Raw genomic sequence first — 16379 nt, forward strand, 5'->3', positions numbered from 1 at the left:
GCTCCTTAACTTTGCGCGACTTTTCTCGGGATAAACGCATTCGCCACGGCTTCGCCCTGCAACTGAAGCTGACGTGGCTGCGGAATTTCCGGGATAGCGACATCCAGGTGCGGGAAGAGCAGTTCACCCACCTTGTAGGCCTCCTCCAGATGCGGGTAGCCAGACAGGATAAAGCTGTCGATCCCCAGCGCCGCGTATTCATTAATGCGTGCCGCTACGGTTGGACCGTCGCCGACCAGCGCCGTACCGGCGCCGCCGCGCACCAGACCCACCCCGGCCCACAGGTTCGGGCTGATCTCAAGATTTTCACGCTTGCCGTTGTGCAGGGAGGCCATTCGGTGTTGGCCCACGGAGTCGGTTTTGGCAAACGCCGCCTGTGCTTTGGCGATAGTGTCGTCGTCCAGATGAGCGATCAGACGGTCGGCAGCTTGCCAGGCCTCGTCGTTGGTTTCGCGTACGATCACGTGCAGGCGAATGCCGAAGCGCACCGTACGGCCATGTTCTGCGGCTTTGGCGCGTACCTGAGCAATTTTCTCTTTAACCAGCTCCGGTGGCTCGCCCCAGGTCAGATAGAGATCGACCTGCTCAGCCGCCAGCTCCTGCGCCACGTCCGACGATCCGCCGAAATAAAGGGGAGGGCGCGGCTGTTGTACCGGCGGGAAGTAGAGTTGCGCATCGCGAACGTGAATATGTTTTCCTTCGAAGGTGACGGTTTCCCCTTCCAGCAGACGTCGCCAGACGCGGGTGAACTCTGCGGAGGCTTCATAGCGCTCGGTATGATCGAGAAAAACGCCATCGCCCGCCAGCTCCTGCGGATCGCTGCCCGTCACCAGATTGAACAGCGCGCGGCCGTTGGAGAGCCTGTCCAGCGTTGCCGCCTGGCGTGCCGCGACGGTGGGCGACACCACGCTTGGGCGCAAGGCTACCAGGAATTTCAGGCGCTGGGTGACGGGGATCATTGACGCGGCAACCAGCCACGCATCCTCACACGAGCGGCCCGTCGGGATCAGTACCCCGGTAAAACCGATGCGGTCTGCCGCCTGGGCGATCTGCTGTAGATAGCCGTGATCGACCGGGCGGGCGCCTTCTTCTGTGCCAAGATAGTGTCCATCACCGTGGGTGGGTAAAAACCAGAAAAGATTCAGACTCATGATTTTTTTCCTTCAATGCCAGCGGGTTGCCAGATGCGTTCGCGAATATTCACCTGCTTTGGAACCAGGCGGTTTTGATAAAAGAGGTCTGCCGTTTGCTGCTGGAGGGCGGCAACGTGGGCGTCAACCGGCGCTATGGTGGTGGGAGGACGGTGGTCAAGATAGGTGGCGATCACCGGTTCAGGCAGGCCCATGGTTTTTGCCAGCAGCGTGATGCTCTGCTGACGCTGGCTTTGGGTCAGCGCATCGGCCTGAGAGAAGGTATCCAGCACCTGCTGAATAAATGCGCCATTTTTTTCAGCGTAAGGACGTGCCGCCAGGTAGAACGAACCGGTTTGTTTCAGGGTGGTACCGTCTTTCAGCACCCGCACACCGCCCTGCAACAGTGCGGCGGAGTAGTACGGATCCCAGATAGCCCAGGCATCAACATTTTTTTGCTGAAACGCCGCGCGCGCATCGGCAGGCGTCAGGTAAACGGGCTGGATATCGGTGAATTTAAGGCCGGCCTCCTGCAACGCGCGCAGCAGCAGGTTGTGCGAGCTGGAACCTTTCTGGAAAGCAACCTTATGGCCTTTGAGATCGGCGACGCTTTTGATCTCGCTGTTTTCCGGCACCAAAATAACCTCTGCCTTCGGCTTGGCGGGTTCAACGCCAACGTAAACCAGATCCGCCCCGGCCGCCTGGGCAAAGATCGGCGGGATATCGCCGGTGCTGCCTAAATCAATACTCCCGACGTTCAGCGCCTCCAGCATCTGCGGTCCGGCAGGGAACTCGACCCATGAGAATTTGGTCTGCGGGAAACGTTTCTCCAGCAACGCATGGCTTTTCGCCAGCACCATGCTGACGCTGCCTTTCTGATAACCGATACGCAGGCTCTCCGGCGTTTTCTCCGCCGCCTGAGCCAGCGATGCCACTGCCAGCAGACCTGCCAGCCCGATACGGGTAACTGTTTTAAACATGCGCCACTCCTTGTGATTGATGAAATGCCGCCGCGTGGCGATCCCGACGATTAAGGGCGTGCCAGAAGGTTTCAAGCGCGCTGTCGAGGCGGGTTTGCAGATTCGGCGTGAAATGCGGTTTATGCTGGTAGTCGATTACCTGTGAGTCGTCAGCGAAGACGCCATGCAGGATCTCCTGCGCTTTCAGCGCGTTCAGAACCGGCTTGAGGGCATAATCCACCGCCAGTAAATGGGCTACCGTACCGCCTGTGGCCAGCGGCAGGACGACCTTACCGTCCAGCGCGCGCTCGGGCAGCAGATCGAGCAGCGTTTTCAGTGCACCGGAAAAAGAGGCTTTATAAATTGGTGTCGCGACGACCAACCCGTCAGCACGCTTAAGTTGTTCGATCAGGGTTTTCAGCGCCGGGCTGTCGAAACGGGCGTAGAGCAGATCTTCAGGCGCGAAATTGTGCAAATTCCAGTGACACACTTCGACATCCAGAGCATTAAGCTTTTCGCGAGCGTATTCCAGCAGTGCGCTGGATCGAGAGGGGAAGCGGGGGCTTCCGGCCAGGGTAATGACGCGCATGGTTGCTCCTTATAACTAATTGTTTGATTTTATCTAACATTCATAACAATTTTCAGGAGTGTGACATTGCGTGGTTATTCCACTAAATGATTTATCCTCAGGATGAATGCAGAAAAAAGCATAAGAAGCGAACCGATAAGTAAACGATTGCGTTTTACATGGCTTTTTTTGCCACAGGTCAATTCCCTTTCCGGGCGGGATCGCACATAATCCCCTCCCGGTTTGCACACCGGGAATCCAGGAGAGTTCATGTACTACCCCTTCGTTCGTAAAGCCCTTTTCCAGCTCGATCCTGAGCGCGCTCATGAATTTACATTTCAGCAGTTACGTCGTATTACAGGAACGCCTCTGGCCGCGCTGGTGCGTCAAAACGTGCCGGAAAAACCTGTCCAATGCATGGGCCTGACGTTCAAAAATCCACTGGGCCTTGCGGCCGGTCTGGACAAAAATGGCGAATGCATTGATGCACTCGGCGCGATGGGCTTTGGCTCGATCGAAATCGGGACAGTGACGCCGCGTCCGCAGCCGGGAAATGACAAGCCACGTCTGTTCCGCCTGGTTGAAGCCGAGGGGCTGATCAACCGCATGGGCTTTAATAACCTTGGCGTCGATCATCTGGTTGAGAACGTTAAGAAAGCCCATTTTGATGGTGTGCTGGGTATTAATATTGGCAAAAATAAAGACACGCCCGTCGAGCAGGGTAAAGATGACTATCTGATTTGTATGGAAAAAGTCTATGCCTATGCCGGTTATATCGCGGTGAATATATCCTCGCCTAACACCCCAGGGCTGCGTTCATTACAATATGGCGAAGCGCTCGACGATCTTCTTGGCGCCATTAAAAATAAACAAACGGCACTACAGGCGATCCACCATAAATATGTTCCGGTCGCGGTTAAGATCGCCCCGGATCTTTCGGCAGAAGAATTGATCCAGGTTGCCGACAGTTTAGTTCGCCATAATATTGATGGTGTGATTGCGACCAATACAACGCTCGATCGCTCCCTCGTCCAGGGAATGAAAAACTGTGACGAAGCGGGTGGATTAAGTGGCCGTCCGGTACAATTAAAAAGCACCGAAATTATTCGCGCACTCTCCGCGGAATTAAAAGGCCAGCTGCCGATTATTGGCGTGGGTGGCATTGACTCCGTCATCGCTGCACGTGAGAAGATGGCGGCAGGGGCTTCATTGGTGCAAATTTATTCCGGCTTTATTTTTAAAGGGCCGCCATTGATTAAAGAAATTGTCACGCATATCTAATCTTTTCTCTTAATCAGACAACCAGGGCTTTATTTCCAGCCCTGGTTGTTTTATATTCCGTCATTGTTGCTTATTTAGACATTATAGTCTTTTATTACTAGTGTTATAAGCGAAGCGGCAAACAGGACATTTTTAGTACAGGACGTTTTGGGGACGGGAGAGAAACATGCGAATTAAACCTGACGATAACTGGCGCTGGTATTTTTGTGACGAGCATGACCGTATGATGCTCGACTTAGCCAATGGCATGTTGTTTCGCTCTCGTTTTGCGCGCCGAATGTTAACGCCAGACGCGTTTGCTCCCTCAGGCTTTTGCGTTGACGACGCTGCACTCTATTTCTCTTTTGAAGAAAAATGCCGCGACTTCAATCTCTCCAAAGAACAGCGCGCTGAACTGGTACTAAATGCGCTGGTGGCGATCCGTTTCCTGAAACCACAAATGCCGAAAAGCTGGCATTTCCTCGCGCACGGTATGAGCTGGACCCCGGCTATCGGCGATGCGGCCAGCGTCAATCTGAGCGATACCGAAGAAGAGGTGAATTTGCTGGTGGTTGAACCCGGTGAAAACGCTGCGCTCTGTTTGCTGGCCCAACCCGGCGTGACCATTGCCGGGCGAGTCATGCAGTTAGGTGATGCCATCAAAGTGATGAATGACAGGCTGAAGCCTCAGCTGCGCGTCGATTCCTTCAGCCTCGAACAGGCGGTTTAAGCTTCCAGCTGTACGGATGTTTTCGGTACACAGCTACAGCACAGGATCGTGCCGTCACTGCCAATCGCAGATTTCTTCAGGGCACTCACTTCACCATCGACCAGTTTAATGCGACAGCATCCGCAAATCCCCGCGCGACAGGAATAAGGTACGCGGATACCCGCCTGCTCCAGCTGTTCCAGTAGCACCTGCTGATTGTTACCACGAATAACTTTGCCTTCCCAGTGAATATCCACCGCGGAAGCGACGTTGGTGACAACGTCAACCATTTCTTCTTCCTGGCCTGCGCCGTACACTCTTGCAGGCCCGCGGGTAAGAATTTCGACCTCGTCGCCCACGCGGATTACGCCGCTGGAGCGGGGGATCAGGTTCTGGCCGAAGTCGACATCACCGTTATCCTGCGCGGTACGAAATGATTGCAAGGTTTTCAGCGGTTCGCCGGAAGGGTGTTTCTGGCCTTTCTCCGGGCTGACGGTGGTAAAAATACAGCGGCTGCACGGCTTCACGACATCAAAGATAACGCTGCCGATGCGGATCACTTTCCAGGTATCTTCATCCCAGGCATCCGCTCCGGTCACCACCAGATTCGGGCGAAACTGCTCCATCTGCACGCTGGCTTTGCAACGGGTTTGTAAATCACGCAGCGAGGCCTCGCTGGTCAGCAGGAAGGGAAAACCATCCGCAAAGGAGAGGGGAACCGCGTCGTGGCGTTTCACGCGACGAGTCAGCGCAGGCCCAACCCAGCGCAGCTGAACGTCACGTGAGAAAAAGCCGCTCAGCCACTGGTTAATGTTATCCGGCGCGATACGCGCGGTAAAATGATTGCCCCACACTTCCGTTGGCGCATCAACCGGCGCAAAATCAGCAAAGCGGATCACGACGCTTGAACCGTCTGGCGCGGTCAAATGCAATCCGTCATGAAGCGGGGAAGGCGTAAAGCGAACCATCTGCGGGAACTGACGTGCGGTGATGAACGTACCGTCAGGCTCGGTGATCATAAAAATACGATCGAAGGCGAATCCGCTCATATCGGCCAGCGCGTGCGTCACGCCGATACCGCGCATGGATTTCACCGGATGAATAAAAAGCCTGGATAACGTCGCCACTGCACACTCCCGCTAAATAAAATAAGCCTTCAACTTTATGACATACACGCCATATTAGCTATAATGCGCGACAATTTTCTATGAGTAAAAGTGACGATATGAATTCTCTGTTTGCCAGTACGGCCCGTGGGCTGGAAGAGCTGTTAAAAACTGAACTGGAAACCCTGGGCGCGAAAGAGTGCCAGGTGGTTCAGGGTGGTGTCCATTTTGAGGGCGACACGCGGCTTATTTACCAGAGCCTGATGTGGAGCCGTCTGGCGTCGCGCATCATGCTGCCGATGAAAGAGTGCAAGGTCTACAGCGATCTTGATCTCTACACCGGTGTACAGATGATCGACTGGACAGAGATCTTCACCCCGGACGCCACCTTTGCGGTGCATTTCAACGGCGTCAACGATGAGATCCGCAACAGCCAGTACGGTGCCCTGCGCGTCAAAGACGCCATTGTGGACTGCTTCACGCGTCGTAATAAAGAACGTCCGAACGTTGATCGTGAAAACCCGGATCTGCGTATCAACGTCTGGCTGAACGGCGATACTGCCAGTATTTCCCTGGATCTGAGCGGCGCAGGCCTGCATCTGCGCGGCTATCGCGATCGCACCGGCATGGCCCCAATCAAAGAGACACTGGCCGCCGCTATCGTGATGCGCTCCGGCTGGCAGCCGGGTACGCCGCTGCTCGATCCAATGTGCGGTTCCGGTACGCTGCTGATTGAAGCCGCGATGCTGGCCACCGACCGCGCGCCAGGGCTGCATCGTGGACAGTGGGGCTTCAAAGGCTGGGCGCAGCACGATGAAGCCCTCTGGAAAGAGGTCAAAGACGACGCGCAGACCCGTGCCCGTAAAGGGCTGGCGGAGTACACCTCTCACTTTTACGGTTCGGACAACGACCCACGGGTGATTGAACGCGCGCGCAGCAACGCCCGTCGTGCCGGTATCGGTGAGCTGGTGACCTTCGACGTCAAAGATGTGGCGAACCTGACCAATCCGCTGCCAAAAGGCCCGTACGGTACGGTGATCAGCAACCCGCCGTATGGTGAGCGTCTTGGCAGCGAGCCAGCGCTGATTGCGCTACACAGCCTGCTGGGCCGCAACATGAAAGCGCATTTCGGCGGCTGGAACCTCTCCCTGTTTAGCGCCTCGCCGGAGCTGCTGAGCTGCCTGCAATTACGTGCCGATCGCCAGTTCAAGGCGAAAAACGGCCCGCTGGACTGCGTGCAGAAAAACTACCATCTGGCAGAGATAGCAGCGGACAGCAAACCGTCTGGTGTGGCGGAAGATTATGCCAACCGTCTGCGCAAAAACCTGAAGAAATTTGAGAAGTGGGCGAAGCAGGAAGGCATCGAATGTTATCGCCTTTACGACGCTGACCTGCCGGAATACAACGTGGCGGTTGACCGCTATGCAGACTGGGTGGTGGTTCAGGAATACGCCCCGCCGAAAACCATTGATGCGCAAAAAGCGCGTCAGCGTATGCTGGATGTGATTGCGGCCACCATCGCCGTACTCGGCATTTCGCCAAACAAGCTGGTGCTGAAAACCCGTGAGCGTCAGAAAGGCAAAAACCAGTATCAGAAGATGGGCGAGAAGGGCGACTTCATCGAAGTGGGCGAATATAATGCGCGCCTGTGGGTTAACCTGACCGATTACCTTGATACCGGTCTGTTCCTCGATCACCGCATCGCCCGCCGCATGCTGGGCCAGATGAGCAAGGGCAAAGACTTCCTGAACCTGTTCTCCTATACCGGCAGCGCCAGCGTTCATGCAGGGCTTGGTGGGGCGCGTAGTACCACCACGGTCGATATGTCCCGTACTTATCTGGAGTGGGCAGAGCGCAACCTGCGTCTTAACGGCTTAACCGGTCGTCAGCATCGCCTGTTACAGGCCGACGTGCTGGGCTGGCTGCGCGATACCGACGAGCAGTTTGACCTTATCTTTATCGATCCGCCGACCTTCTCTAACTCCAAGCGTATGGAGGATAGCTTTGACGTTCAACGCGATCACCTGCGCCTGATGACCGACCTGAAGCGTCTGCTGCGTAAAGGCGGCACCATTATGTTCTCGAATAACAAGCGCGGATTCCGCATGGATCACGACGGCCTGGCCGAACTGGGATTGAAAGCACAAGAAATCAGCCAAAAAACGCTGTCTCAGGACTTTGCCCGTAACCGTCAAATCCACAACTGCTGGCTGATCTCCGCGGTCTGAAAGGAAAAATAAATGTCTTTAATTAGTATGCACGGCGCGTGGCTCTCTTTCAGCGACTCACCGCTTCTCGATAATGCAGAGCTTCATATCGAAGATAACGAGCGCGTCTGTCTGGTCGGCCGTAACGGCGCAGGTAAATCGACGCTGATGAAAATCCTCAACCGTGAGCAGGGGCTGGACGACGGCCGTATTGTTTACGAGCAGGATCTGGTCGTCTCTCGTCTGCAACAGGATCCGCCGCGTAACGTTACCGGCAGCGTGTACGATTTTGTGGCTGAAGGAATTTCAGAGCAGGCGGAATACCTCAAGCGCTACCACGAGATTTCGCATCTGGTCATGACCGACCCGAGCGACAAAAATCTCAACGAGCTGGCAAAAGTGCAGGAGATGCTCGATCACCACGGCCTGTGGCAGCTGGAAAACCGCATTAACGAAGTGCTGGCTCAGCTTGGCCTGGAAGCGGATATGGAGCTGTCGGCGCTCTCCGGCGGCTGGCTGCGTAAAGCCGCGCTGGGCCGTGCCCTGGTGAGCGGGCCCAGGGTACTGCTGCTGGACGAACCAACGAACCACCTGGATATCGAAGCGATTGACTGGCTGGAAGGGTTCCTGAAAACTTTCAATGGCACCATTATCTTCATCTCCCACGACCGTTCGTTCATCCGCAACATGGCCACGCGCATTGTCGACCTCGACCGCGGCAAGCTGGTGACCTATCCGGGCGATTACGATACCTATCTGCTGGAGAAAGAAGAGAACCTGCGCGTGGAAGAGCTGCAAAACGCCGAGTTCGACCGCAAGCTGGCGCAGGAAGAGGTATGGATCCGTCAGGGCATCAAGGCGCGTCGTACCCGTAATGAAGGCCGCGTTCGCGCCCTGAAGGCGATGCGCCGCGAACGTAGCGAACGCCGTGAAGTCATGGGTAGCGCCAAAATGCAGGTGGAAGAGGCGTCCCGCTCGGGCAAGATTGTCTTCGAAATGGAGAACGTGAATTATTCGGTTGACGGCAAAGTGCTGGTGAACGATTTCTCCGCACAGGTTCAGCGCGGCGACAAAATTGCGCTTATTGGTCCAAACGGCTGCGGCAAAACCACGCTGTTGAAACTGATGCTGGGCCAGTTGCAGGCCGACAGCGGTCGTATTCACTGTGGTACCAAGCTGGAAGTAGCGTACTTTGACCAGCATCGCGCAGAGCTGGATCCGGACCGTACGGTGATGGACAACCTCGCAGAGGGTAAACAGGAGGTGATGGTTAACGGCAAGCCGCGTCACGTGCTGGGCTACCTTCAGGACTTCCTGTTCCACCCAAAACGCGCCCTGACGCCTGTGCGCGCGCTGTCCGGCGGTGAGCGTAACCGTCTTTTACTGGCGCGCCTGTTCCTGAAACCCAGTAACTTACTGATTCTCGATGAACCGACGAACGATCTGGATGTCGAAACGCTGGAACTGCTGGAAGAGTTGATTGATGGCTATCAGGGAACCGTGATGCTGGTCAGCCACGATCGTCAATTTGTCGATAACACCGTGACCGAGTGCTGGATCTTCGAAGGCGAAGGACGTATCGGTCAATATGTGGGCGGCTATCATGACGCGCGTGGACAGCAATCGCAGTCGCTGGCGCAAAAACAGGCGAAGACCAAAAATGTCGCTGAACCTGTTGTTGTGAAAGCAGAAACTGTCAAAAAGTCTCCTGCTAAAATGAGCTATAACTTGCAGCGCGAGCTGGAAGGACTGCCGCAGCGTCTGGAAGAGCTGGAAGCGGCACTGGAAGCACTGCAAATTCAGGTCGCTGATGCGTCATTCTTTACGCAGCCTCACGACTATACTCAGAAAGTATTGGCTGAACTCTCCCAGGCCGAGCAGGCGCTGGAAGAGGCATTTGAGCGCTGGGAGTACCTTGAGTCTCTGAAAAACGGCGCATAAACAGGGATAATCTATGTGTGACCAGCACCATGCCGATCGGCATATTTTATGCTCGCAATGCGATATGCTCGTGGCGTTGCCAGAGCTTGGTCACGGACATAAGGCTGCCTGCCCGCGCTGCGGAGCTACGCTGACGACCGAGTGGGACGCGCCAAGGCAGCGTCCTACGGCTTACGCGCTGGCAGCCCTGTTCATGTTACTGCTCTCCAATCTCTTCCCTTTCATCTCTATGAAAGTGGGTGGGATGGTAAGCCAGGTGGAGTTACTGGAAATTCCAGGCGTGATGTTCTCGGAAGATTACGCCAGCCTTGGCACCTTCTTTCTTCTGTTCGTGCAGATAGTCCCGGCTTTTTGCCTGGTCGTCATTCTGCTACTGGTCAATCGCGTCAGGATGCCCACCGCCCTTAAAATCAAACTCGCGCGGATCCTGTTCCAGCTGAAAAGCTGGGGGATGGCGGAAATTTTTCTGGCGGGTATCCTGGTCAGCTTCGTGAAGCTGATGGCCTACGGCGATGTGGGGATTGGCAGTAGCTTTATTCCGTGGTGTCTGTATTGCGTGCTGCAACTGCGCGCTTTCCAGTGCGTGGACCGACGCTGGACCTGGGACGATATTGCCCCGGCACCGACGCTCTCGCAGACGGTAAAGGTGGGCGTACCGGGTATCCGTCAGGGGCTGCGCTCCTGCTCCTGCTGCACCGCCGTGCTGCCCGCGGATGTCGAGGTGTGTCCCCGCTGTGAAACAAAAGGTCACGTCCGACGCAAAAATAGCCTGCAATGGACCATGGCGCTGCTGGTGACCTCTGTCATGCTCTATCTGCCCGCCAATATTTTGCCGATCATGATCACCGATCTGCTCGGCGACAGAATGCCCTCGACCATCCTTGCCGGGGTGATTTTGCTGTGGAGCGAAGGGTCATACCCTGTTGCAGGCGTCATATTTCTCGCCAGCATTATGGTTCCGACCTTAAAGATGATTGCCATTGCCTGGCTTTGCTGGGATGCAAAAGGGCACGGTAAGCGTGACAGTGAGCGCATGCATCTGATTTATGAGGTCGTGGAATTTGTTGGCCGTTGGTCGATGATTGACGTGTTCGTGATTGCGGTTCTCTCAGCGCTGGTGCGTATGGGTGGGCTGATGAGTATTTATCCCGCTATGGGAGCGCTGATGTTTGCTTTGGTCGTCATTATGACCATGTTTGCGGCCATGACCTTCGACCCTCGTTTATCGTGGGATCGTGAGCCCGATTCAAGCCATGAGGAAGAGTAAGAGCATGGAAAATAAGAGTGGAGAGGCTAAAGTGCAGAAGGTCAGAAACTGGTCGCCGGTGTGGATTTTCCCCATCGTGACCGCGCTGATCGGTGCATGGATCCTGTTTTATCATTACAGCCATCAGGGACCGGAAGTCACGCTAATTACCACCAATGCAGAGGGAATTGAGGGCGGAAAAACCACCATCAAGAGCCGCAGCGTGGATGTGGGTGTCGTGGAAAGCGCGACCCTGACGGATGATTTAACCCATGTTGAAATTAAGGCCCGCCTGAATGCTGGCATGGAAAAACTGCTCCATGAAGATTCCGTTTTTTGGGTGGTGAAACCGCAGGTCGGAAGAGAAGGGATCAGCGGCTTAGGGACGCTATTGTCAGGGGCTTACATTGAACTCCAGCCCGGCAATAAAGGCGCCCAGCCAGCAAACTATCAGTTGCTGGATTCACCGCCGCTTGCGCCACCGGATGCAAAAGGGATCCGCGTCATTCTGGACAGCAAAAAAGCGGGCCAGCTCTCGCCGGGCGATCCGGTGCTGTTCCGTGGGTATCGTGTCGGTTCGGTTGAAACGAGCACCTTCGATCCGCAAAAACGGACCATCAGCTATCAGCTATTTATCAATGCGCCTAATGACCGACTGGTGACCAGTAACGTTCGTTTCTGGAAAGACAGTGGGATCGCTGTGGATCTGACCTCTGCGGGGATGCGCGTTGAGATGGGTTCACTCACCACGCTGTTTGGTGGGGGCGTCAGTTTTGACGTGCCGGAAGGTATAGATCTGGGACAACCGGTGGCGGAAAAAACCGCGTTCAGACTGTTTGACGATCAAAAAAGCATTCAGGATGCGCTCTATACCGATCACATCGATTATCTGATGTTCTTTAAGGACTCTGTACGCGGCTTGCAGCCAGGGGCGCCAGTTGAGTTCCGCGGTATCCGTCTGGGTACAGTGGGGCAAGTGCCTTACTTTGTTCCGGGACTCAAGCAAATGCTTGATGATGATTATCGTATTCCGGTGCTGATACGCATTGAGCCTGAGCGTTTAATTAACCAGATAGGTGAAGATCAGGATATTGGGGAGCATATCAGCGACCTGATGAATCGCGGTCTGCGTGGCTCGCTGAAAACCGGCAACCTGGTGACAGGGGCGTTGTATGTCGATATGGACTTCTATCCAAAAGCGCCACCTATGACGGGAGTCCGTGAATTTGGCGGCTACAAAATCATTCCTACGGTCAGCAGTGGCCTGGCGCAGATCCAACAGCGTCTGATGGAAACGCTGGATAAGATCAACAATCTGCCGCTGAATCCAATGCTTGAGGCTGCGACGGGATCACTGCATCAGAGCCAGGCGACGATGCAACGTCTGCAAACTACCCTGGATAATATCAACAAGATCACGGCCAACCAGTCCATGCAGCAACTGCCGCAGGATATGCAGAAAACGTTGCGTGAACTGAATCGCAGTATGCAGGGCTTCCAGCCGGGCTCAGCGGCCTACAACAAGATGGTGGCGGATATGCAACGTCTTGATCAGGTTTTACGCGAGCTACAGCCCGTTCTGAAAACGCTCAATGAAAAGAGCAACGCGCTGGTGTTTGAAGCGAAAGATAAAAAGGATCCTGAGCCTAAGAGGGCGAAACAATGAAAAAATGGCTAATCATCGCAGGCGCACTGGTATTAACGGCCTGTAGCTCTGGAAGCGATAACAAAAGCTACTACCAGCTGCCGTTAAGCGCGCAGTCGGGGGCGCAGAGCAGCGCCTCGCAGGGCAGCCGTCTGCTTTGGGTTGAGCAGGTTGCCGTGCCAGATTACCTGGCGGGCAACGGGGTGGTCTACCAGACCAGCGATGTGCAGTATGTAATCGCCAACAATAACCTGTGGGCCAGCCCGCTGGATCAGCAGCTACGCAATACGCTGGTGGCGAATCTGAGCAGCCATCTCCCCGGTTGGGTCGTTGCCTCGCAGCCTCTGGGAAGCGATCAGGACACTCTGAATGTTAACGTGACGGGATTCCATGGCCGCTATGATGGTGCCGTTGTTATCAGCGGGGAGTGGCTGCTGAATCACCAGGGTCAGCTGATTAAGCGTCCTTTCCATCTTGAACTCAAGCAGCAGAAAGATGGCTATGACGAAATGGTGAAAGTACTTGCGCAGGGATGGGCACAGGAGTCGGCTACTATAGCAAGAGAGATTTCCCGCCTGCCATAAGTAAAATTCATCGACGAAAGCCGCACTCAGCTTCTTGCTGATTGCGGCTTTTTTTTCGTTTTACGTTCAGGTTGTTACTTGTCCCGCATCACACTTTTTGTACAAACGATCTTCCATGTAGCTCACAAATATGACACCCGTATGAATTTTGAACGTTGACGCTGACGCAGATTCGGGGTATTCGTTAATTGTGCTTGCACATATTGCAACCACTGTTTTCTTTCCACCAGACAAAAGAATGAGGGAAACGAGGCATGAAGAGACAGAAACGAGATCGCCTGGAAAGGGCTCATCAACGTGGTTATCAGGCTGGCATCGCCGGACGTTCTAAAGAAATGTGTCCCTATCAGGCCCTGAATCAAAGGTCCCAATGGCTAGGGGGCTGGCGAGAAGCCATCGGAGACAGGGCAGTACTTGCTTGATACCGTCTCTTTAAAAAGAAACCTCCGCAATGCGGAGGTTTCGCCTTTCTGGAAGGGGCTAAAAGCTGTTATCAGAAAGCGGAGGTATCCTGGAACAGACCCACTTTCAGGTCGTTCGCGGTATAGATCAGACGACCATCAACCAACACTTCACCGTCCGCCAGGCCCATAATCAGACGGCGGTTAACGATGCGTTTGAAATGGATACGGTAGGTGACTTTCTTCGCGGTAGGCAGAACCTGACCGGTGAATTTCACTTCGCCTACGCCCAGCGCACGGCCTTTGCCTTCACCGCCAAGCCAGCCCAGATAGAAGCCAACCAGCTGCCACATGGCATCGAGGCCCAGGCAGCCAGGCATTACCGGATCGCCAATAAAGTGGCAACCGAAGAACCACAGGTCCGGGTTGATATCGAGTTCTGCTTCTACGTAACCCTTATCAAAGTTGCCGCCGGTTTCGGTCATTTTCACGACACGGTCCATCATCAGCATATTTGGGGCTGGTAACTGCGGGCCTTTCGCGCCAAACAGTTCACCGCGACCAGAGGCAAGAAGGTCTTCTTTAGTATAGGATTCGCGTTTATCTACCATGTTCTCAGTAAGCCTTATTTTAGTGAAGGACGCAGGATAGCTAACACGTGTACGCTGAACAAGTCCGATCAGTTCGCACTAAACCAACTTAACCAGCGTAACGGCCACGGATAACGATGACGAGCATCCTGCTGTGTCGCCTGAGCTATACGTTCCTGAATGGTCTGCATCAGGGTTGTCTGGCCTTCGCCGTCCCAGACCAGGTTTGTCAGTAAGGGTAGTGCATCCTCAACCCCTTCGATGGCCCAGACAGTGAATTGTTCCTGCTCTACCGCATCCAGAATCGCCTGGCTCAGGCTCAAATGGCGAGCGTTAGGTGCCGGAATAATCACGCCCTGTTTGCCGTTTAAACCGCGCTGCTGGCAGATTGCGAAGAAGCCTTCGATTTTCTCATTCAGTCCTCCCACCGGTTGGGCACGGCCAAACTGATCCACGGACCCGGTAATCGCAATATTCTGGTTAATCGGCACGTCTGCAAGCGCGCTGATCACGGCGCACAGCTCTGCCATTGAGGCGCTGTCACCGTCGACTTCACTGTAGGACTGCTCAAAGGTCAACGAGGCAGAGAAGGGGATCTGCTGCTCGAGCTGAAGTTCAGACATCAGGAATGCCTGCATGATCATCATGCCTTTGGCATGAATGTTTCCGCCCAGTTCGGCCTTGCGTTCGATATCGGTAAATTCGCCGTCACCAATGTGTACGACACAGCTGATACGGGAAGGCTCACCAAAGGCGCGTGGGTGCCCGGGGAACTCGATGACGGACAAGGCATTGATTTGCCCGATACGTTCGCCTTCGGTCTCCACCAGAATCTGTTCAAGCAGAATTTCATCCTGCATACGGTCAGCAAGATAGCCTTCGCGCCATTCACGCTGGGCCAGCATCTGGCTCAGTTGCTCACCGTTGAACGTACCGTTGCCGCTGATAACGCCCACTTCACGCAGTTGTTTACCGATCCAGAGCGGACAGAGCGGCAGGGTTTCCTGATCGCCGGTGTAGCGTACGGCCTCGCGGATTAAGCCCGGCCACGCATCCTCGGCAGGTGAGGGCAGCGCGAAACGTTCCGCCACGGCCATAACCCACTGACACCACTGCGCCATGTCATCGGCATCTGCAATCTGAATATTGTCTTCAAATTCGCTGTAAACCGCCTGCTCCGCGAGTTCTGGCTCCATTTCCTGGAAGTCAGCCAGGGATTCACGGTCACCCGTCAGCACGACGGTCAGCGACAGCGGCATAGACGGAATGGAAAGAGGCAGAGGACGTGAATCGTCGAAGCCTACCCAGTCAAAACGTTGCTGCGTCACCACCGTTTTCAGGCGCATCCACAGCAGCGGCTGCGCAAGCAGTGTGCGAAGGGAGATGAGCAATACGCCGCCATTCGCGCGGTGTACCAGCCCGGGTTGCAGTGAAACATCGCCATTGAACTGACGAAGGCAGCCGAACAACTGTTCTGCTTCCACCCAGTTGGCGGTGATCACCTCGCCTTTTGCAGCGAACAATCCATCTGCCTGCGTGGCAGGTTCGAATGTCACGTCGCGACCGGCAATATGATACTGACCACCAAAAACGGCATTCGTTTTTGGCTGCAACTGGCGCATGGCATCACCGAGAAGCGTCAGATACTCGGCTTCTTCCGGGGCTTTGAGCAGCATGAAAGGAGATGTAGCCCATGGGGATGACATCTGCTCCAGCGCGTAATGCAAACGCGGTTGTGTCTCGCTAAGTATGAATTTGTGTTCTTTTGTGAGGTCTGGCTGTGCAAACAGCTCCTGATAGCTCTCGGTATCCGGAACCAGATCACGCCATGCAAGTTTCGTAATGGTCAAAGTTGATGTTTTTTAGTCAGAAGTAAAACCGTGGAGTATACCGTAAGCGGCGCACTCTGCCCAATCAGGATTCGGGTTTTCGTCATGCGGATCGCCTGCGACGTTTCAGAGGATATGATTTCTTTTCAGCAGATTGCCAAAAAACTGATATTCTGAACAGAGTTACACGGTAACACTGAGATC

The 16379-nt window shown here is 54.8% G+C and carries 14 protein-coding genes; 8 read left to right on the forward strand and 6 right to left on the reverse strand.

The window, feature by feature from the left end:
- Positions 1 to 5: 5 nt before the first annotated feature.
- The 3 genes from ssuD to ssuE are packed head-to-tail and all read right to left on the reverse strand — an operon-like array spanning position 6 to position 2678.
- Complete coding sequence (gene ssuD / locus ACNQ0T_RS18550; RefSeq protein WP_017384817.1) at positions 6 to 1151, reverse strand: FMNH2-dependent alkanesulfonate monooxygenase; 1146 nt, start codon at positions 1149 to 1151, stop codon at positions 6 to 8.
- Positions 1148 to 2110: a sulfonate ABC transporter substrate-binding protein gene (locus tag ACNQ0T_RS18555; protein WP_022647646.1), complete on the reverse strand. Its 963-nt coding sequence runs from the start codon at positions 2108 to 2110 to the stop codon at positions 1148 to 1150. The genes ssuD and ACNQ0T_RS18555 overlap by 4 nt, the downstream gene beginning before the upstream one ends.
- Positions 2103 to 2678 (reverse strand): NADPH-dependent FMN reductase, encoded by a 576-nt coding sequence (gene ssuE, locus ACNQ0T_RS18560; protein ID WP_022647647.1) that lies wholly within the window; start codon positions 2676 to 2678, stop codon positions 2103 to 2105. Before ssuE ends, ACNQ0T_RS18555 begins: the two co-directional genes overlap by 8 nt.
- A 249-nt stretch (positions 2679 to 2927) precedes the next feature.
- Here ssuE and pyrD point away from each other — a divergent pair, with 249 nt between their 5' ends.
- Positions 2928 to 3938: a quinone-dependent dihydroorotate dehydrogenase gene (gene pyrD, locus ACNQ0T_RS18565; RefSeq protein ID WP_023299739.1), complete on the forward strand. Its 1011-nt coding sequence runs from the start codon at positions 2928 to 2930 to the stop codon at positions 3936 to 3938.
- Positions 3939 to 4104: 166 nt separating this feature from the next.
- A complete protein-coding gene (gene zapC, locus ACNQ0T_RS18570) occupies positions 4105 to 4647 on the forward strand; it encodes a cell division protein ZapC (protein ID WP_023299740.1) in 543 nt (180 codons plus the stop codon).
- On the opposite strand, the gene ACNQ0T_RS18575 is transcribed toward zapC, so the two are convergent.
- On the reverse strand, positions 4644 to 5753 hold the full coding sequence (locus tag ACNQ0T_RS18575) for a YcbX family protein (protein WP_032624523.1): 1110 nt from the start codon (positions 5751 to 5753) through the stop codon (positions 4644 to 4646). The genes zapC and ACNQ0T_RS18575 overlap by 4 nt on opposite strands.
- 98 nt (positions 5754 to 5851) lie before the next feature.
- Here ACNQ0T_RS18575 and rlmKL point away from each other — a divergent pair, with 98 nt between their 5' ends.
- The 6 genes from rlmKL to rmf all read left to right on the forward strand — a co-directional run bounded on the left by rlmKL (position 5852) and on the right by rmf (position 13777).
- Positions 5852 to 7960 (forward strand): bifunctional 23S rRNA (guanine(2069)-N(7))-methyltransferase RlmK/23S rRNA (guanine(2445)-N(2))-methyltransferase RlmL, encoded by a 2109-nt coding sequence (gene rlmKL, locus ACNQ0T_RS18580; protein ID WP_032671569.1) that lies wholly within the window; start codon positions 5852 to 5854, stop codon positions 7958 to 7960.
- Between the two features lie 12 nt (positions 7961 to 7972).
- On the forward strand, positions 7973 to 9880 hold the full coding sequence (locus ACNQ0T_RS18585; RefSeq protein WP_022647651.1) for an ABC transporter ATP-binding protein: 1908 nt from the start codon (positions 7973 to 7975) through the stop codon (positions 9878 to 9880).
- Positions 9881 to 9893: 13 nt separating this feature from the next.
- Positions 9894 to 11147, forward strand: coding sequence for a membrane integrity-associated transporter subunit PqiA (gene pqiA / locus ACNQ0T_RS18590; RefSeq protein ID WP_022647652.1), 1254 nt, complete (start codon positions 9894 to 9896; stop codon positions 11145 to 11147).
- Positions 11148 to 11151: 4 nt separating this feature from the next.
- Complete coding sequence (pqiB, locus tag ACNQ0T_RS18595; RefSeq protein WP_022647653.1) at positions 11152 to 12792, forward strand: intermembrane transport protein PqiB; 1641 nt, start codon at positions 11152 to 11154, stop codon at positions 12790 to 12792.
- A complete protein-coding gene (pqiC, locus tag ACNQ0T_RS18600; RefSeq protein ID WP_126314757.1) occupies positions 12789 to 13355 on the forward strand; it encodes a membrane integrity-associated transporter subunit PqiC in 567 nt (188 codons plus the stop codon). Before pqiB ends, pqiC begins: the two co-directional genes overlap by 4 nt.
- A gap of 254 nt (positions 13356 to 13609) precedes the next feature.
- Positions 13610 to 13777, forward strand: coding sequence for a ribosome modulation factor (gene rmf / locus ACNQ0T_RS18605; protein WP_003858162.1), 168 nt, complete (start codon positions 13610 to 13612; stop codon positions 13775 to 13777).
- Between the two features lie 71 nt (positions 13778 to 13848).
- Here the strand turns inward: rmf and fabA are convergent, their stop codons facing one another.
- Positions 13849 to 14367: a bifunctional 3-hydroxydecanoyl-ACP dehydratase/trans-2-decenoyl-ACP isomerase gene (gene fabA, locus ACNQ0T_RS18610; protein WP_000227926.1), complete on the reverse strand. Its 519-nt coding sequence runs from the start codon at positions 14365 to 14367 to the stop codon at positions 13849 to 13851.
- A 68-nt stretch (positions 14368 to 14435) separates the two neighbouring features.
- On the reverse strand, positions 14436 to 16196 hold the full coding sequence (locus ACNQ0T_RS18615) for an AAA family ATPase (protein ID WP_417930310.1): 1761 nt from the start codon (positions 16194 to 16196) through the stop codon (positions 14436 to 14438).
- Positions 16197 to 16379: the final 183 nt, after the last annotated feature.

The organism is Enterobacter cloacae complex sp.6700776 (assembly GCF_048284255.1).
Lineage (GTDB): Bacteria > Pseudomonadota > Gammaproteobacteria > Enterobacterales > Enterobacteriaceae > Enterobacter > Enterobacter intestinihominis.